The sequence below is a fragment of the Desulfoluna sp. CLI2B genome (assembly GCF_056847375.1).
The window spans coordinates 2,335,053-2,352,393 of the sequence record NZ_CP186557.1 but is presented as its reverse complement, the minus strand read 5'-3'; the positions used below and the strand labels follow the sequence as shown (position 1 = coordinate 2,352,393).

Sequence of the window (17,341 nt, the reverse complement as noted above, 5' to 3'; positions counted from 1 at the left end):
AAAACAGCAGAGGATACGGGTGAACCGCATCCTCTGCCGTTTCTTATTCAGAAACATTCAAGCGAAGCTAATTTTCCTGCTCCGCCGCAATCTTTTCAAGTACTTTTTTGGCGATATCCCCGGGAACCTCGTCGTAGTGCGAAAATTCCCGGGTGAAGGTGCCCCGTCCACCGGTCATGGAGTTGAGATCCGGGGCGTAGGTGAGAATCTCGGCCATGGGCACATGGGCGTTGATCACCTGGTATTTGCCTTCGCTGTCCATGCCGAGGACGCGTCCTCTTCTGGAGTTGAGGTCCCCCATAACGTCGCCGGTAAAATCATCGGGAACGATGACGGCCACGTTCATGACAGGCTCCAGAAGCACCCCGCCGGACTCTTCGCACGCCTTGCGAAAGGCCAGGGATCCGGCCATTTTGAAGGCCATCTCCGAGGAGTCCACGGCATGGAAGGAGCCGTAATCCAGGGTCACCTTGAAGTCCACACAGGGAAAACCGGCGAGGACCCCTTTGGAGGACGCCTCTGCAATCCCTTTTTCCACGGCGGGGATGTAGGTCTTGGGGATGACCCCGCCGACAATGGCGTCCACGAATTCAAAGCCGTCGCCTCTCTGCTGGGGCTCCAGGACGATCCAGCAGTCCCCGTACTGACCGTGCCCGCCGGTCTGTTTCTTGTGTTTGCCCTGGACACGGACTTTTTTGCGGACGGTCTCTCTATAGGGGACCTTGGGGGGCTTGATCACCACTTCGAGGTTGAACTTCCGCTTGAGCTTTTCAATGGTGGCCTCCACGTGGACCATACCCATACCGTTCAAAAGGATCTCTTTTGTTTCGGCAATACGGTCGAGGCCCAGGGAGGGATCTTCCTCCTGGAGCCTGGAGAGGGAGGAGAAGACCTTGTCTTCGTCTCCCTGGTTGGCGGCCTCCACGGCAAAGGAGATTACCGGGGCGATGGGGTCCGTGGGCTTGAGGATCACCTTGCGGGATTCGTCGCACAGGGTGGCTCCGGTGAACGTCTCTTTGAGCTTGGCCACAGCCACGATGGCACCGGCTTCGGCATGGTCGATGGGCTTCTGGTCTTTTCCGGCAAGGTAGAGAAGCTGGGAGAAACGCTCTTTGCTGTCCTTGTCGGTGTTGTAGACGGTGCCGTCCTTGCCCAGGGAGCCGGAAACGATCTTGATCAGGGAGAGGCGGCCCGCGTAGGGGTCCACAATGGTCTTGAAGACATACCCTGAAAAGGGGGCACTTGGGTCAAAGGCCACGCCCTCTCCGTCCGTGGTGGGGAAGGGGGCGCGCTCCAGCGGGCTGGGCAGGCCGTCCACGATGAAGTCGGCCAGGAGGGTCACGCCCATGTTGGCCGTGGCCGCCCCGCAGAGAACCGGCATGAACTGACGGTTTTTGGTACCGGTTTTGAGCGCGGCCACCAGCTCTGCGTCTTTTATTTCGTCGCCTTCCAGATAGCGCTCAAGGAGCTCGTCATCTGCTTCGGCGATGTTTTCAATGAGTTCGGCTCGTTCGGATTCCACATCGTCGGCCATGTCCGCAGGGATGTCCATGGGCTCGGCCTTGCCGTCTTTGAGGCTGTAGGCCTTGTTGGCGATGAGGTCCACGACACCGGTGAAGGTGTCTTTTTCCCCGATGGGGAGTTGAATCAGAATAGGCTTGGGATCAAGGGCGTCCACCGCGCTGGTGAAGGCCTGCCTGAAGTCGGCACGCTCGTGGTCGAGTTTGTTGATGAAACAGACGGTCGGGATGGCGTTTTCACCTGCAAATTGTGCGGATTGTTCGGTGCGGATATCGGAGCCCGTGCAGGCGTCGATGACGATGACGGCAGCGTCGGCTGCGGGCATGCAGGTTTTGGCGTCGGAGAAGAAGTTTTTGTCACCCGGGGTATCGATGAGGCTGATGATGTGTTTTTTCCACTCATATTGAAAAAAGGCGCTGCTGAGGGACGCGGTGCGGCGCTGCTCTTCTTCCGAGTAGTCCATCACGGTGTTGCCCTCTTCCACACGGCCAAGTCGGCTGGTTGCGCCCGCGTTGAAAATCAATGCCTCGGCAAGGGATGTCTTGCCTGCACCTCCATGGGCTGCCAGAGCGACGTTACGCAGTTTATCAGAAGATAACTTCATTAAACAACCTCCTCAATATGTGAATGATTCAAGCCTATGTCTATGTGACTGTCTCTTCTCCTGAATTACATGTTTTGCTTCTCGACCCCGCATCCCCGCCTCTTTCGAGCGGTTCGTGCCGGGTCGAGTGCTTCTGCCAACGCCCTGTGAGAAATCCCCTTGGGGCGTTGTGTATAAACATACCGTTACGAACTTAGGTATATATATCAATCCCGTCAGTATTTCAAAGAGATAATGAACTCGCGATTGCCCTTGGGGCCGAGGATGGGGGAGGGGATGACAGCCTCTTTTTCAAGGCCGAGTTCCTGGAAGAAATCGCTAAGATTGTCGATGACTTCCGCGTGCTGTGCCGGGTCCTTGACGACCCCGCCTTTTCCCACTTTCCCTTTTCCTACCTCAAACTGAGGTTTGATGAGCGCGAGAATTCGTCCCTCTTTTTTGAGAAAACCAAGGGCCGCCGGTACCACCAGCTTCAGTGAGATGAAGGAGGTGTCGATGGTGACCAGGTCCACCTTCTCGGGGACCTGCTCTTCCGTCAGGTAGCGGATATTGGTGCGTTCCAGCACCACGACCCTTTCATCGTTGCGCAGGGACCAGGCCAGCTGGCCGTAGCCCACGTCCACGGCATAGACTTTGTCTGCCCCGTGTCGGAGCAGGCAATCGGTAAAGCCTCCCGTGGAAGCGCCGATGTCCAGACATACATCATGGGCAATGTCGATTTCAAGGGTTTTCAGGGCTTCTTCCAGTTTCAGGGCCCCTCGGCTGACATACGGAATCTCGTCCTCTTTGACGTGTATCTCGGCGCTTGTCAAAACCTTGGTCCCGGCCTTGGTGACAGGTACCCGGTTTACCAGTATTTTTCCGGCCAGAATCAGCGCCTGGGCTTTGTGGCGGCTCTCCACCAGCCCCTTGTCCACGAGGAGCTGGTCAATTCTCATTTTCACTTCCTGACTCAAATGTTTTCCTTGTCCTTTCTCGTTATCGGCCCTTTCCGGCCAGGGTGGTGACGCTTTCGGTCCGTCCCGTTACACGGAACGCGGCCTCCATGACACCCTCGGTGGAGATGCCCTGGCGACGGCACAACTCTGCCCGGGGACCGTGCTCCACAAAGTGATCTTCGATGCCCACACGGGCGGTGGTGATGTGTGCCAGGCCCTCGTCGGAGAAGAGCTCCAGAACTGCGCTGCCGAAGCCGCCGGCCTTCATGTGCTCTTCCACGGTCACCACGCGGCCTGTTTTGTCCGCCCAGTGGAGGATGAGGTCCTTGTCCAGGGGTTTGACAAAGCGTGCGTTGATGACGGCGGCTTCAATGCCCTGGGCCGAGAGCTTCTCGGCCGCTTCCATGCAGGTGGCCAGGGTGGTGCCGATGGCAAGAAGGACAAGGTCGCTGCCCTCCCGGACCAGGGCGCCTTTGCCGATGGGAAGGGCAGGGGCCGAGGCATCCACGGGGACCCCTTCGGCAGCCCCGCGCGGGTAGCGGATGGCAATGGGGCCGTCGTGGTCCAGGGCGGTGCGGAGCATCTGCCGCAGTTCGTTTTCGTCGGCAGGGGCCATGATGACCATGTTGGGCAGGGGCCGCAGGTAGGCCAGGTCAAAGAGCCCGTGGTGGGTGGGACCGTCTTCGCCTACGAGGCCGCCGCGGTCCACGGCAAAGATCACCGGGTGCCTGTCCAGGCAGACATCGTGGAGGATCTGGTCGTAGGCCCTCTGGAGGAAGGTGGAGTAGATGGCCACCACCGGTTTCATTCCTTCGGTGGCCATGCCCGCGGCAAAGGTTACCCCGTGCTGTTCGGCGATGCCCACATCAAAGAATCGCTCGGGGAACCGGGAGGCAAACTCCGTGAGCCCTGTCCCTTCGGGCATGGCCGCGGTGACGGCCACGATGCGTTTGTCGGTTTCGGCCAGCTCCACCATGCTCCTGCCGAAGACCTCGGTATAGGAGGGGGCCTTGGGCCTGGCCTTCATGCTGGTCCCCGTCTCTTTCTCAAAGGCGCCCACGCCGTGGAAATAGACGGGGTTGGCTTCGGCCGGGGCGTAGCCCATGCCTTTTTTGCTCATGACATGCAGCAGCACGGGCTTGTTGAGCTTTTTGATGTTTTCCAGGATGTCGATGAGGTGTTCCATGTTGTGGCCGTCGATGGGCCCCAGGTATTCGAACTTGAACGCCTCAAAAAGCATGCCGGGGGTGACGAAGGCCTTGAAGGACTCTTCGGTCTTCTTGGCAAACTGGTAGATGTCGTCTCCCACCTTGGGCAGGGCTTTCATGGCCTTTTTGAACTCGCCCTTGAGGTCCTGGAGGTACTTGGCGGAAAAGGTGCGGCTCAGGAAGGAGGAGAGGGCGCCCACGTTTTTGGCGATGGACATCTCGTTGTCGTTTAAGATCACCAGGTGGTTGCGACTGGAGGGCCCGGACTGGTTGAGCCCTTCGTAGGCGATGCCGCCGGTGAGGCTGCCGTCACCGATGATGGAGATGACCTTTCCGTCTTCGCCCTTCATGTCCCGGGCGCAGCTCATACCGTAGCCAGCAGACACCGAGGTGCTGCTGTGGCCGGTGGTAAACGCGTCGTAGGGGCTTTCGCTCACCTTGGGAAATCCGGAGATGCCCCCCAGGGTCCTCAGGGTTGGGAAAGCGTCCCGCCGCCCGGTGAGCAGTTTGTGGGCATACGCCTGGTGGCCCACATCCCAGACGACCTTGTCAAAGGGCACGTCAAAGACGTAGTGAACCGCAATGGTCAGCTCCACCACACCTAAACTGGAGGCCAGGTGCCCGCCGTTTTTGGACACCACATCCACAATATTGTCCCGAATCTCCCGGGCAAGCTGGGGAAGCTGGCTGCGATCCAGCTTCTTCAGGTCTGCCGGGGAGTCGATCTGTTCTAAAAGGGTCATCACCATCACCTGTATGGTTCCCCCCCACCCATGGTGAGGAAATAAAAGTTCGGTTTCTGCCCCTGGGGGCGGAAATCAACGCTGGCGCTGGACAACGTACAGGGCCAGCGCCTTCAAGGGTTTTGCTCGTTCATCGAGGACGGCCAGGGCGCTTACGGCCTCCTCCACCAGCTGGTTTGCGTAGGCCTTGGACTCTGCCAGCCCCATGAGGGACGGGTAGGTGGCCTTGTCGTGTTCAGCGTCCGTGCCGACCCCTTTGCCCATGGTCCAGTCCCTGCTCCACGTTGAGGATGTCGTTGTCGGTTACCTGAAAGGCCAGGCCGATCTTTTCGGCGTAGCGTGTCAGAGCCTCCCGCTCGCCGTTTTCCGCATCGCCGATGACGGCGCCGGACTCCACGGAGGCGCGGATCAGGGCACCGGTTTTGAGGCCGTGCAGCTCCCTTAAAGAGCCAAGGTCCAGGGCGCGGCCTTCGGCTTCGATGTCCCGCATTTGGCCTTCGATCATGCCGAAGGCCCCCGAGGCATCGGCAATGATGCGAATGACATCCAGGGTCACCTCGGCACGGGGCCCCCGATCCAGGGCCATGAGGTGAAACGCCGAGGTGAGCAGGGCGTCCCCTGCCAGGACGGCCGTTGCTTCGTCAAAGGCCTTGTGGCAGGTGGGGCGTCCCCGCCTGAAATCATCGTCATCCATGGCGGGCAGGTCGTCGTGGACCAGGGAGTAGGTGTGGATCATCTCCAGGGCGCACGCCGCCTTCATGGCTGTTTCGGGGTCTCCGCCCACCGCCTCGCAGGCGGCCATGCAGAGGATGGGCCGCAGCCGCTTGCCCCCGGCCATGAGGGAGTAGGCCATGGCCTGTGCCACCCGCGTTTCCACGGAAGGGGTCAGGGTGTCCAGGTGTCCTTTAAGGGCGCCTAGACCACGGCGACTCCGTTTCTTCGAGGTACCCTTTCAAGTCGAATGCGCTCATTCCGCGCCCCGCTGATCGGTTTCGGTAAAGGGCGCGTCCTGGAGGCCCTCGGCGGTCTCTCTGGTGAGGATCCGCACGCGGGTCTCGGCTTCGTCCAGGGTGTCCGAGCAGGTCTTGGAGAGCTTGACGCCCTCTTCAAATCGTTTCATGGCCTTGTCCAGCGGAAGATCCCCTGACTCCAGATCTTCGACAATGGCCTCCAACTGAGCCACTGCCTCTTCAAATTTTTTCTTTGCCATCGTCTTTCCTTTCCACAACGGCTTCAAGCAAGCCGTCTGCAAGAACCACATCCAGGGAAGAACCGATCTCCACCTGGGCTGCGCGGGTGATGACCTCACCGCTTTGTGAATCGCGCACAATGCTGTAGCCCCGGTCCAGGACCAGTTGGGGGCTCAGGGCGCTGAGGTTTTGTTCCAAGCGTTTCAGGGTGTCCCGACTTCGGGCCAGCCGAGCCTCCATGGCAAGCTCCATGCGCCTGGACAGCTCCCGAACGTCGCGGCGTCCGGCCTCCACGGCCAGAAGGGGAGTGGCCTTGGCCAGCCGATCCCGGCGCCAGGTAAGGGCGGTCCGGCGATCGCTCAGTTCCCGGCGGATTGCCCGTGCCATGCGCTGGGTCAGTTCGTCTACCCGCAACCTGTGATCATATATCTTTTTCTTCGGGTCCACAAGGCGGCGTGATGCCGCGTTCAGTCGCAGCCTCCCGTCGTCTATCCTTCGGTCCAGGCAGAGGCGGAGTCGGGCCGCCAGCAGGGCCACGTCTTCTTTAAGCCGTTTTTTGTCCGGAACCGCAAGGGACGCGGCTGCCGTGGGGGTCGGGGCCCGCATGTCCGCCGTGAAATCGGCGATGGTGTAGTCCGTCTCATGGCCCACGGCGCTGATGACGGGAAGCACCGACCCGTGGATGGCCCGGGCCACCTCTTCGCTGTTGAAGGGGGCCAGGTCCTCCAAGGACCCGCCGCCCCGGGCTACTATAATAAGGTCAGCGGTCATGTGCCTGTTGATGCCGGCGATGGCCGCCGGGATATCGAGGCAAGCCTGCTCGCCCTGGACCCTTACGGGCACCACCAGAAGCTCCGCATTGGGATAGCGGAGACGAAAAACGGTGAGCATGTCGTGGACCACGGCCCCGGTGGGGGAGGTGACCAGGGCAATGCGCTCGGGGAAGGGGGGGAGTTTTTTCTTAATGGCCTCGTCAAAGAGTCCCTCGGCAGCGAGTTTTCGCTTGAGCTGCTCAAAGGCGAGCTGCAGGGCCCCGGCGCCCTTGGGTTCCATGTATTCAAAAATGATCTGGTAGGTGCCCCTGGGCTCATACAGGCTGACGCGTCCCAACCCGGTGATGGTCTGGCCGTCCTGAAGGCGAAACTTCAGCCGGGAGGCCTGGCCGCGGAAGAGGACGCCGCTGACCTGGGCGCTCTGGTCCTTCAGCGTGAAATAGCAGTGGCCCGACGAGGGAATGCGAAGGTTGGATATCTCTCCGTAAATCCACACGTATGGGAATCGGTTCTCAAGCACGCCTTTGATTTCGCGGGTCAGGCTCGAGACCGAATAAATCTCTTTTCGTTCCGTCATCTCCAATGTCTTTCCTGAAGGGGTTGCCAAGGGGTGCCCGACGCCGGAAATCGGCACGGGCTGCGCACAGACTATCAGCTCCGGGTTCGCCAATCTAGCACAGTTGCAGGTGGGGTTCAACAAAAGAGCCGATTTAGCCCGGCAACTGGGACGCCGGCTACCAAGCTGCCTCGTTATTGGCCGATGGGGTTTTGGGATGGGATCGCAGCTTTCCAGGTGACGTCCCGTGTCGTCTGCCGTGGTGACGATACGCGGATCGGCGTAGATGCAAGTGGCACCGTTCATGTTGCAACAAACGCTGTGGGTTGCAAATGGGCTTATGACACTGCGTTAATGAAAAAGGTATGGAATCAGATGGATGGCTGCGTCGTGATGTAGGTCTCTATCTATTAATAACGTCCGATAATAGATATTATGTAAACTTTTGGATATGGAACCCGTGTCAGGGTTCGAGGGCCTCCCCTGATGCATCACGATGCATCTCCAGAGATAAATTCCCTCACCGCAGGCGGAATGTGGACGGTGTCCAGGTCCATGCGTGCCAGGGCGCGGCCGAGGATGCGATTCTTCTCGCGGAGCTTCCGCCGTTTGTCCATGATGAAGCAGAGTTCCCCGCGAACCACGCAGAGGCCGCTCTTGACCGGGATCGTGGTGGCCCGGAAGCTGTGTTCCTGATACGTGGCACCCATTTTTTCAAGGGTCGTCTTCAGGTGCTCAAAGAGTTCGGTCTGACTCAGTTTCATGGTGGATGGTTCCACTGCGGTTGTCGGTTGGTTTTGTGCTGCTGTGTCCATATCTCCTTCGCATATCCCGGATGGCAGGCCCAGGTCAAGTGCGGCACGTTCCTTAAGGGCAAAACATCCCCGGGAATCCCCCGTGACCCTGCCGCTGCCATCGTGGCCATGGGTTGTTTTTTTTCTGTCCCCGGCCACCTGTCCCCATTAAATTTTTGAAATGAGTGGCTGTTTTTTGCTTTATGTTCCCGCGCAGATCATTCTTGCCGGGCGCTGCCGCGTTTTACAGGTTGAAATCGCGGATACCTGTGTTATCTTTTCTGCTGTGGGCCCGGATGGTCCGATAAAGATCCGGTATCCAACGAGATAGCCTCGCAACATTGCGGCGTCATCATCAACTTCTCAATTCGGAGGATCAATGCAGTCTTCATCTGTTCAAAATGTCCGTTCCCAGGCAGCGGTAAACACCTTTCTGATGAGTGTTTACAACTGGATGGCGGTGGGACTTCTTCTTACCGCCGGTGTGGCGTGGTACGTAGCCAACTCCCGTGCAATGCTCGAACTCATCTTTGGCAACCGCATGGTCTTTTTCGGTCTGATCATCGCAGAACTCGGCATGGTCGTGGCCATTTCAGCCGGTATCCAGCGGATCAAGGCAAGCACGGCCACCCTGCTCTTCGTGCTTTATTCCGCCCTGAACGGCGCCACCCTCGCCTCTATCTTTATCGTCTACACCCGGTCGTCCATCTTTTCGACCTTTGTGGTGTGTGCGGCCATGTTCGGGACGTGCAGCGTCTACGGCATGGTGACCAAAAAAGACCTGACGGGCATGGGCAACTTCATGTTCATGGGCCTCATCGGCATCATCATCGCCACGGTGGTGAACATCTTCCTCAGAAGTTCCGGTATGGCCATGATTATCTCCTACGTGGGCGTCATCGTCTTTGTGGGCCTCACCGCCTACGACACCCAGAAAATCAAGATGATGGCCCTCTCCCAGCCCGGAGACCTGGACGCAGGGACCCTGCGCAAAGGCGCCATCATGGGTGCCCTCACCCTCTACCTTGATTTCATCAACCTCTTCCTCATGCTCCTTCGCATCATGGGGAACCGCGAATAGCCCACAGCTTTTCTGGTGAATCCAAACGGCCCGTGTTTCCGGTTATCCGGGTAACACGGGCCGTTTTTTTTAGGGCGTATACACGGGCCCTTCCGGTCAAAGTCAAAAGCGCATTCGCAACCTGCTTTCGAGGTGGCACACCTCGCCGCCGGAGGCTTTTTTTATCCGATCTCTCGGCGAACAGCCTCGGCAATGGCCTCGGCCCAGTAGCGTGTCAGGTCGGCGTCCTCCCCTTCCACCATCACCCGGAGCATTTTCTGGGTGCCGGAGTAGCGCACCAGGGTGCGCCCTTTTCCGTTCAATGCTTTTTCTGCTTCGTCAATGGCCTTGGGCACTGCGGTGAGCTCTTCCAATGGCTTTTTCTCGGCAACGTCCACGTTGATGAGGACCTGGGGAAACACGGTCATGGCCTGCTTCAGTTCGGACAGCGGTTTGCCGGTCTCTTTGAGGACGGTGAGCAGGAGAAGCGCGCTCAACAGGCCGTCTCCGGTGGTGTGGCGATCCAGAAAGATCATGTGGCCGGAGTCTTCCCCGCCCACCACGGCGCCCTGCTCTTTCATGGCGAGCATGACGTGGCGATCCCCCACCGCGCTCTTGGTGTGGGTGACCCCCTTTTCTTCCAGGCATGCGGAAAGGCCCATGTTGCTCATGACGGTTGTGACCACGGTGTCGTTGGCAAGGATTCCCTGGGTTCGGTAGTATTCGGCCACGATGGCGATGACCTGGTCGCCGGAGACGATTTCTCCGGTCTCGTCCACGCAGATCAAGCGGTCGGCGTCTCCGTCAAAGGCAAGGCCGGCGGAAGCTCCGGAGGATGTCACCAGGGCCTGTACTTCGTCCGGGTGCTCGGAGCCGCAGCCTGCGTTGATGTTGATCCCGTTGGGGGCGGCGTTGATGAGGGTCAGCTCGGCTCCCGCGCCCCTGAGCAGGGGCTCGGCCAGGCTGCTTGCCGCGCCGTTGGAGGCGTCGGCCACCAGCCGCAGGCCGGAGAGATCCACGGGGCATGCCTCTTTAAGGAAGCCCAGGTAGCGGGTGGCGGCATGAGGGATGTGGTTCATGGTTCCCACGGTGGATGCTGCTTCCAGGTGCGACTGAAGGGCGTCGGTGTCTGCAACCAGGGCTTCGATGCGGGCTTCCACGGCCTCGTCGAACTTGAAGCCATCTTCATTAAACAGCTTGATGCCGTTGTCTTCAAAGGGGTTGTGGGAGGCTGAGATCACCACGCCCAGGGCTGCCTCGTCATGGGCGGCTGTGAGAAAGGCCACGCCGGGTGTGGGAATCACACCCGCCAGGGCCACATGGGCGCCCATGCTCATGACGCCTGCGGCAAGGGCCGAGGACAGGGCCTGGCCGGATTGACGGGTATCCCGCCCGATGATGACGGTGTGCTTGGACGGTGTGGCAAAGGTGGCTGCCACGGCCTGGCCCACCCGAAGGGCGGTTTCCACGGTCATGGGATGCTGATTGAAGGTTTCGCGGATGCCGTCGGTTCCGAATAATTTCATGGATATCACCTTGGTTTTTAATGGGTTGTGACCCATGTTTTAAGCGTAAGTTAAGGAGAAGTGATCGGCCCCGAGGGCCTCGGTGCGGCGAACGATGTCGAAGAGCCAGTCCCGACCCAAGGCGCGTTCCCGGTCGTCCAGGCCGTGGATGGTTTCAATGTAACCGGCCCCGGCGGCCATCTGGCCCACGACCTCTTCGAAGGGGCCGGGAACCTTGGGGTGGGCGCCAGGAGCGGCAAAGGCCTGGAGAGCCTCTTGAAACGCTACGAGTTGTGCCGTCACCTCTTTTTTCTGGGCGGCCAGGGAGGAGTCGGCTGGAACCGTCCCCTTTTCCATGCCCATGGCAAGGGAGGCGGGAAGCTTTTCGGCAAAGGCGCGGAATCGCTTCATGCGTTCATTCAGGGCACGGTCCAGGTTGGCCAGGTGTCCCTGGTGCACTGCCTTGGGGTAGGCCCTGCCCACAAAGGCGCTTCGGACCTGGCGGGTCCAGGCGGAGAGAGCCACGAGGTTGCCCATGTAGCGGATATTGTGCTTCACGATGCGGGTGACGTTCTGGTAGATCCCTTCGGGGGCGGCAACGGAGCCTGCCCGCATGGCGCCTCCGAAGTGGAGCCGTCCTTCGGTCTCCTCGTCCTTGCGCATGAGGGTGCCTGCGGCCACCACCGTGCCGAAGGCCAGGTGGCACGGCCCCACCAGGCCCCCCTGCCCTCCCAGAAAGATGGGCTTCTTGTCCAGCATCACCCCTTCGGGGACGTTTCCTAAAAGGGAGGCCGTGGCCTTGTCCTGGTTGGGGGTGAAGTTGAAGTGGATGTAGGAGCTGCCCACCTCACTGTGGTCGCGTCGGCTGGTGCCTCCGGCCATGAGCACATCGCAGAAGTTGATGAGGCTCCCCAGGGTGACAAAGGGGAGCAAAATGGTCTGCTTGAGCCCCACGGTGTGGGCGCAGGAGGCCTCTTCTTCCAGAATGGTGCCTTCGCGCAGATGGGCGCCGGAGCCGACTTCGGCTTTTTCCAGGAAGACAGTTTTTTGGGCAAAGCCTCCCTTGAGGCGGACGCCTTTGGCCAGCTGGCAGGAGTCCACGGTCATGGGGGCCTCTTCGCCGAGGACGACCCCCGGGCCGATGAAGGTCTCCTCCCCGGAGATGCGGCAGCCCCTGTGAAGGGTCACCCCGTCGCCGGAGATACGATCGATACGGACCTCCGGAGAGATCTCAATGCTCATGGGGGCGGGAATATTGACGCCTTTGTCCAGGAGCGCGCGAATGATGTCACCGGGTTCTGTTTCGTTCATGATGGCCTCTTATGGTAGGATGGTGTGGTCAGGTTTATAAATATCATGTTTTTAACGGCTGGTGAATGGCAAGTCAAGGGAAAGGCCCGGCGGAGGATCCCTGGACTGAGGGGTGCTGCGGCACCGGCACCGGCCGGATGGCGTAGGCGGTCATCGCCTGGTTTTCACCGTCGCCATTTTTAAAGAACGGATGTACTGGTGATCCGGTATCTTGGCCAGTGGCAGCCGTCGCGGATTTTTTTCCCTTGTCACACCCTGGCCCCGCCCTTATAATTTAATCTTTTTTTAACCCGATTGCCTCGCGGAATCACAACAACACGAACTGGAGAGACGATGGCTGAAAAAGGTTTCAGGATCAGCAAAACCCCTGTGTGGAAAAAACTCAAAGCGCATGCGGAAGAGATGAAGAGGCCTGAATACCATTTGAAGCACCTGATACAAGAAGACGGCCGGATGGAGGGATTTTCCTTAAAGCATGTAGACTTCTTCTACGATTTTTCGCGGCAACGGGTCACGCGCAAGACCATGGACCTTCTCTTTGAACTCGCCAAGGTCACGAAAGTTCATCGCAAATATCGCGACAAGGTGGACGGCTGCAAGGTGAACGTGACGGAAAACCGCGCTGCCCTGCACACGGCCGCCCGCAGCTTTTCCGGCCAGTCCATCTGCGTGGACGGGGTCAACGTGATGGATGAGATCGACGCGGTTCGTCGCCAGATGAAGGAGTTCAGCGAAAAGGTCCACGAAGGCACGGTGTGCGGCAGCACCGGGAAAAAGTTTCGTCACATCGTGGTCATCGGCATCGGCGGCTCCTACCTGGGCACCGAGTTCGTGGCCAACGCCCTGTTTGCCTATGCCGACAAAGGCATGGAGCTCCATTTTCTCTCCAACGTGGACTCCCACAATTTCGAGACCATCAAGACCAAGATCGACCCGGAATCCACCCTGTGCATCGTCATCTCCAAGAGTTTCACCACGGTGGAGACCATGGCCAACGCCCAGCAGATGAAGGCCTACATGACCTCCTGCGGCCTGGATGCCGTAAAGCATTTCGTGACGGTGACCAGCAAGGGGAGCCCCGGGGACAAGGGCAAAGAGTCCGGCATCGAGACCTTTCACATGTTCGATTTCATCGGCGGCCGGTTCAGCGTCACCTCGGCGGTGGGGGGCGTGCCCCTGAGCCTCTACCTGGGCTACGACCGCTTTAACCAGTTTCTGGAAGGGGCCCGGGAGATGGATATCCACACCAAGTACGCCCCCTCCCCTGAGAACATCCCTCTGGTGTCGGCCCTCATCGGGATCTGGAACAACAATTTCCTCGGGTACCAGGCCCAGGCCGTGATTCCCTATGCCTCTCCCCTCTCCAAGCTGGCCCCCCACATCCAGCAGCTCAATATGGAGAGCAACGGCAAGTCCGTTACCATCAACAACTACGAGATCGACCAGTCCTCCGGGGTGATCATCTTCGGAGAGCCCGGCACCAACGCCCAGCACTCCTTTTTCCAACTGGCCCACCAGGGCCACCCCTTCCCCATCGATTTTATCGGGGTGATCACGCCCCAGTACCCGGAAGGGAGCTGCCGCCCCCACGGGGTGAGCAACCACCAGGAACTCTGGGCCAACCTCATCTCCCAGGCCACGGCCCTTGCCGTGGGGAAAGATTCCGAGGAAAAGACCCGGTTCTTCCAGGGCAACCGCCCCTCCTCCACCATCTTGCTCAACGACCTCTCCCCGGTGAACGTGGGGCGTCTCCTCGCCTACTACGAGGCTCAGACCGTGTACAAAGCCTTTATCTGGGACATCAACCCCTTTGACCAGTTCGGGGTGGAGCTGGGCAAGACCATCGCCAACGATCTGCGCCGGGAGATCGTGGCGCGCAATACGAATCCGGAGCACAGCTTCGGTCATATGGATGAGATCACCCGGTTCTATCTGGAACGGTTGTTTGCCGGACGGTTGCCCCTTTAAGGGGCATGCCTCTGGCGGCCCTGCCGGGGGATTTCAATGTTTTTCGGTGCGCACGGCGCACCCTACGAACCACCGACCGGTTACGCGTGCTGTAGGGTGCGGCTCCCGCACCGCCTGACGTAGCGTTTGCCACCGTCCTTTGCCAAAACCCTTACAATATCGACATCTTGAATGTTTTTCGGTGCGCACGGCGTCCCTCACGAACCACCGACCGGCCTCGCGGATCAAAACGAAAGAAATGCCGCCACACATTGACCAGAGGAACGAGGGTCAATGTGTGGCGGCAACCAGCTTTCAAGGTGACTCACCTTGCCGCCGGAGGCGCTTTTATTCTATTTTTCGCCAGCCCTACAACGGAAGGCGAGCGCGCGTCCGTTAAGATGGCGCAGGTCTGGTCGCCTATGGCCCAAAACAAAAAACGGAGCCGCTTTTTAAAAAGCGGCTCCGTTTTTTTGTTTGGTCAAGTGCCTTGCGGCAGCGGCTGCTACTCGCCGAAGCGGTAGATCATGGCCGCCCAGGTAAGCCCTGCGCCCAATGCGGAGAAGAGGACGGTGCTTGATGCGGGGTCCACGAGGCCCTGCTCAATGGTTTCGTCCAGGGCGATGGGAATGGTTGCGGCTGTGGTGTTGCCGTATTTCTGGATGTTGTTGAAGATTTTGTCGCTGGGGAGTCCCAGGGTTTTCTGGTAGGCCTCGTTGATACGCAGGTTGGCCTGGTGGGGGATCACCATGTCGATCTCGTCCAGGGTCATGTCGGCCTGGTCCAGGACCTCACGGGTGACCTCGGGGAGCTTGCGGAGGGCCAGCTTGAAGATGCGGGTGCCGTCCATGGTGGGGAACTGGCCGCCGGTCTTGAGCAGCTCGGCGTTGATACGCTCCGGGTACTTGGAGGCAGGCAGCTCCAGCATGAGCTTATCGGCGAATTTGCCGTCGGCCTTCAGGATGGTGCCGAGGATGCCTATGTTCTTCTCTGTCTCGATCCCCTCCAGGCAGACGGCGCCTGCACCGTCTCCGAAGAGCACGGCCACGTCACGACCGGCTGTGGTCTTGTCCAGGCCGGTGCTGTGGACTTCGGCCCCGATGACCAGGACCTTGTTGTACATGCCGCTGCGGATGTAGGCGTCTGCCGTGCCCATGCCGTAGATAAAGCCGGTGCACTGCTGGCGGATATCAAGGGCCGGTGTCTCGGAGAGGCCCAGCTTGGCCTGAAGGAGGCAACCGGAGCCGGGGAAGAAGATGTCCGGGCTCAGGGTGGCGAAGATGATCAGGTCCAGCTCTTCGGCTTCCCAGCCGGCGGTGGCCAGGGCCTTTTTGGCTGCTTCCAGGGCAAGGTCGGACGCCCCGACGATCTCCCCTTCCGGAACCCAGTAACGGGTCTTGATGCCGGTGCGCTGCTGGATCCACTCGTCGTTGGTGTCCATCATCTTAGAAAGATCATCGTTGGTGACGCATCGGGAGGGGATACAACGGCCGGTGCCTCTGATTACACTTCGTTTCATATATGTATGTTCCTTTCTATTTAAGGTAGATTTTAATGTCGGCCTTGTCTGCCATGGACTTTTCAAAGTAGGCGCGCTGGATCTGCAGGCGTTCTTTGGTCATGTTGTTCTTGATGGAACTTTTGACTTCGTCGAAGCCCATGGTGGAGGGCGCCTTGCGATCGGTCACTTCAATGATGTGGTAGCCGTCCAGGGACTTGACGATGCCGCTGCGCTCACCCTTTTTCAGGGAAAAGGATGCATCCAGCAGGGATTTGGCCACGGGAGAGTCTTTGGTGATGAACCCGACATCCCCGCCGTTCTTGGCGTCCACCGCGTTGGATTTGGCCTTGGCAACCTCGGCAAAGGGTTTGCCGGCGTCCAGCTCTTTTTCCACGTCCTGGATCTTTTTAAGGGCCTCTTTGGTCTCTTTGTCGGTGGCGTCGGCGGGAAGTGCGATGTGGATGTGGCTGACGCGTACCTTCTCCGGGGTGCTGAAAAGGGAGGGCTGCTCATCGTAAAAGAGTCGGGCTTCCTCGTCGGTGACCACGATGTTGGCTTTTTTATCGAGCTGCTCCATAAAGGCCTGGACCATGAGCTGCTTTCGGATGCCGTTTTTGATGTCTGCCGGTGTCTTGCCCTGGGAGGCCAGGAGCTTGTCGAAGTCCACCTTGTCGCCGGTGAACCTGTTTTTCAGCTTCTCATAGTTTTCGGTCACAAGGCTCTCTTCCACCTTGATTCCCGCTTTTACGCTTTCCTGGTAGTAGAGGGTGTTGATGATAACGCGCTTGAGGACCTCCTGCTGGAGCTTCCGATACTCCGGAAGAGTCTGGACGGCGTAGTTCAGTTCCTTGAGGGTGATGGCTTCGTCATTGACGGAAGCGATCTCCATGGCCCCGGCTCCACCCGCCATAAGCATGAGGCATGCCGAGGTGGTGGCAAGGAGTCTGGTGAGAGGTTTCAGCATGTGTGGTCTCCAAAGTGTTTTTAAATGGGTACATGGTTATGCAGGACCTTGTGAGGGCTTGGATGCCCTCCATCGTGCTCTGACACTCTACGCACTGGCGTGCGATATGTCAAACAGGGACAGGCGGGACGTCCCGGTGCGCATAATAAACAAGGGCCACCGCCTTATCGCCTTATTATTAAGGTAAGCCTACGCTACGGCTGTTGCCGTCCCCTGTTTTTGGATCGTGGGGTCATGTGGTCAGACTATCCCGGATAGTTCACGAGTCGAGTGCACCTATATTCAAGGCATCAGAGCTGCAGATGTAGTGGTTTACCTCAAGGCTCTGATAACGCAAAAAATGGGTGAACTCGGCTCGCCCGGAGGCTGAGAAAATCGAGCAGAAAACCGTGGGTTTTGTAAAAAACGCTTAATATATAGCTGTTATGGTTTTTTATTGCGTGTTGCTTCCCCTTCCCTATTTTCAAAGTGGTTGGTGTTCCTTCCTTCCTGCCGAACAGATCGGTCCTTTCCCCGCAGCTGAATAGTTACGAATGAACAACAAATTCATCGAGAACTCTTTCAAAAAGGGACATGGGCCGACCACGTATTTCACCCCGACTCCTCATTAAACGTATGATTCGCAAGAAAATGGCATATCGGTTGTTTATTCCTAAATGACAAATATATTTGTCAATACATACGACAAATATATTTGTCATTTCATTCTTTGGGTCAACATATAGA

14 protein-coding genes are annotated in these 17,341 nt (G+C 58.7%); 2 read left to right on the top strand and 12 right to left on the bottom strand.

Annotated elements, in window-relative coordinates; all coding sequences use genetic code 11:
• Positions 1-67 precede the first annotated feature (67 nt).
• From fusA to ACOYW2_RS11185, 8 genes are all read right to left on the bottom strand, one after another.
• Positions 68-2,125, bottom strand: a complete 2,058-nt coding sequence (gene fusA, locus ACOYW2_RS11220; protein WP_482770456.1) for an elongation factor G — start codon at positions 2,123-2,125, stop codon at positions 68-70.
• A 215-nt stretch (positions 2,126-2,340) separates the two neighbouring features.
• Positions 2,341-3,063 carry a TlyA family RNA methyltransferase gene (locus ACOYW2_RS11215; protein WP_482416260.1) on the bottom strand — a complete coding sequence of 241 codons (723 nt, stop codon included), beginning with the start codon at positions 3,061-3,063 and terminating at the stop codon, positions 2,341-2,343.
• A 40-nt stretch (positions 3,064-3,103) separates the two neighbouring features.
• Positions 3,104-5,014, bottom strand: a complete 1,911-nt coding sequence (gene dxs, locus ACOYW2_RS11210; RefSeq protein WP_482770455.1) for a 1-deoxy-D-xylulose-5-phosphate synthase — start codon at positions 5,012-5,014, stop codon at positions 3,104-3,106.
• A gap of 75 nt (positions 5,015-5,089) precedes the next feature.
• Positions 5,090-5,278 (bottom strand): hypothetical protein, encoded by a 189-nt coding sequence (locus tag ACOYW2_RS11205; protein ID WP_482770454.1) that lies wholly within the window; start codon positions 5,276-5,278, stop codon positions 5,090-5,092.
• Positions 5,250-5,879: a polyprenyl synthetase family protein gene (locus tag ACOYW2_RS11200; protein ID WP_482770453.1), complete on the bottom strand. Its 630-nt coding sequence runs from the start codon at positions 5,877-5,879 to the stop codon at positions 5,250-5,252. Before ACOYW2_RS11200 ends, ACOYW2_RS11205 begins: the two co-directional genes overlap by 29 nt.
• 102 nt (positions 5,880-5,981) lie before the next feature.
• Positions 5,982-6,224 (bottom strand): exodeoxyribonuclease VII small subunit, encoded by a 243-nt coding sequence (xseB, locus tag ACOYW2_RS11195; protein ID WP_482770452.1) that lies wholly within the window; start codon positions 6,222-6,224, stop codon positions 5,982-5,984.
• Positions 6,205-7,554: an exodeoxyribonuclease VII large subunit gene (xseA, locus tag ACOYW2_RS11190; RefSeq protein WP_482770451.1), complete on the bottom strand. Its 1,350-nt coding sequence runs from the start codon at positions 7,552-7,554 to the stop codon at positions 6,205-6,207. The genes xseB and xseA overlap by 20 nt, the downstream gene beginning before the upstream one ends.
• A gap of 470 nt (positions 7,555-8,024) precedes the next feature.
• Positions 8,025-8,297, bottom strand: a complete 273-nt coding sequence (locus tag ACOYW2_RS11185) for a hypothetical protein (protein ID WP_180144961.1) — start codon at positions 8,295-8,297, stop codon at positions 8,025-8,027.
• A 409-nt stretch (positions 8,298-8,706) separates the two neighbouring features.
• On the opposite strand from ACOYW2_RS11185, the gene ACOYW2_RS11180 reads away from it, so the two are divergent.
• The gene (locus ACOYW2_RS11180) at positions 8,707-9,408 is read left to right on the top strand and encodes a Bax inhibitor-1/YccA family protein (RefSeq protein WP_482416264.1); all 702 of its coding nucleotides are present in this window, start codon (positions 8,707-8,709) and stop codon (positions 9,406-9,408) included.
• Positions 9,409-9,569: 161 nt separating this feature from the next.
• Here ACOYW2_RS11180 and glmM read toward each other — a convergent pair whose 3' ends face one another.
• Positions 9,570-10,913, bottom strand: a complete 1,344-nt coding sequence (gene glmM / locus ACOYW2_RS11175; protein WP_482770450.1) for a phosphoglucosamine mutase — start codon at positions 10,911-10,913, stop codon at positions 9,570-9,572.
• Positions 10,914-10,952: 39 nt separating this feature from the next.
• Entirely contained in the window at positions 10,953-12,203 is a 1,251-nt protein-coding gene (locus ACOYW2_RS11170; RefSeq protein ID WP_482770449.1) for a protein GlmU, read from the bottom strand.
• Positions 12,204-12,536: 333 nt separating this feature from the next.
• Here ACOYW2_RS11170 and pgi point away from each other — a divergent pair, with 333 nt between their 5' ends.
• A complete protein-coding gene (gene pgi / locus ACOYW2_RS11165; RefSeq protein WP_482770448.1) occupies positions 12,537-14,171 on the top strand; it encodes a glucose-6-phosphate isomerase in 1,635 nt (544 codons plus the stop codon).
• A gap of 484 nt (positions 14,172-14,655) precedes the next feature.
• Here pgi and ACOYW2_RS11160 read toward each other — a convergent pair whose 3' ends face one another.
• Positions 14,656-15,669, bottom strand: a complete 1,014-nt coding sequence (locus ACOYW2_RS11160; protein WP_482416268.1) for a 3-oxoacyl-ACP synthase III family protein — start codon at positions 15,667-15,669, stop codon at positions 14,656-14,658.
• 16 nt (positions 15,670-15,685) lie between these two features.
• The gene (locus tag ACOYW2_RS11155) at positions 15,686-16,615 is read right to left on the bottom strand and encodes a foldase protein PrsA (protein WP_482422985.1); all 930 of its coding nucleotides are present in this window, start codon (positions 16,613-16,615) and stop codon (positions 15,686-15,688) included.
• Positions 16,616-17,341 lie beyond the last annotated feature (726 nt).

Excerpts from the sequence above, each read along its gene's own strand:
- fusA (WP_482770456.1), bottom strand. The coding sequence starts at position 2,125 with ATGAAGTTATCTTCTGATAAACTGCGTAACGTCGCTCTGGCAGCCCAT.
- ACOYW2_RS11215 (WP_482416260.1), bottom strand. The coding sequence starts at position 3,063 with ATGAGAATTGACCAGCTCCTCGTGGACAAGGGGCTGGTGGAGAGCCGC.
- dxs (WP_482770455.1), bottom strand. The coding sequence starts at position 5,014 with ATGACCCTTTTAGAACAGATCGACTCCCCGGCAGACCTGAAGAAGCTG.
- ACOYW2_RS11205 (WP_482770454.1), bottom strand. The coding sequence starts at position 5,278 with ATGGGCAAAGGGGTCGGCACGGACGCTGAACACGACAAGGCCACCTAC.
- xseB (WP_482770452.1), bottom strand. The coding sequence starts at position 6,224 with ATGGCAAAGAAAAAATTTGAAGAGGCAGTGGCTCAGTTGGAGGCCATT.
- xseA (WP_482770451.1), bottom strand. The coding sequence starts at position 7,554 with ATGACGGAACGAAAAGAGATTTATTCGGTCTCGAGCCTGACCCGCGAA.
- ACOYW2_RS11185 (WP_180144961.1), bottom strand. The coding sequence starts at position 8,297 with ATGAAACTGAGTCAGACCGAACTCTTTGAGCACCTGAAGACGACCCTT.
- ACOYW2_RS11180 (WP_482416264.1), top strand. The coding sequence starts at position 8,707 with ATGCAGTCTTCATCTGTTCAAAATGTCCGTTCCCAGGCAGCGGTAAAC.
- glmM (WP_482770450.1), bottom strand. The coding sequence starts at position 10,913 with ATGAAATTATTCGGAACCGACGGCATCCGCGAAACCTTCAATCAGCAT.
- ACOYW2_RS11170 (WP_482770449.1), bottom strand. The coding sequence starts at position 12,203 with ATGAACGAAACAGAACCCGGTGACATCATTCGCGCGCTCCTGGACAAA.
- pgi (WP_482770448.1), top strand. The coding sequence starts at position 12,537 with ATGGCTGAAAAAGGTTTCAGGATCAGCAAAACCCCTGTGTGGAAAAAA.
- ACOYW2_RS11160 (WP_482416268.1), bottom strand. The coding sequence starts at position 15,669 with ATGAAACGAAGTGTAATCAGAGGCACCGGCCGTTGTATCCCCTCCCGA.
- ACOYW2_RS11155 (WP_482422985.1), bottom strand. The coding sequence starts at position 16,615 with ATGCTGAAACCTCTCACCAGACTCCTTGCCACCACCTCGGCATGCCTC.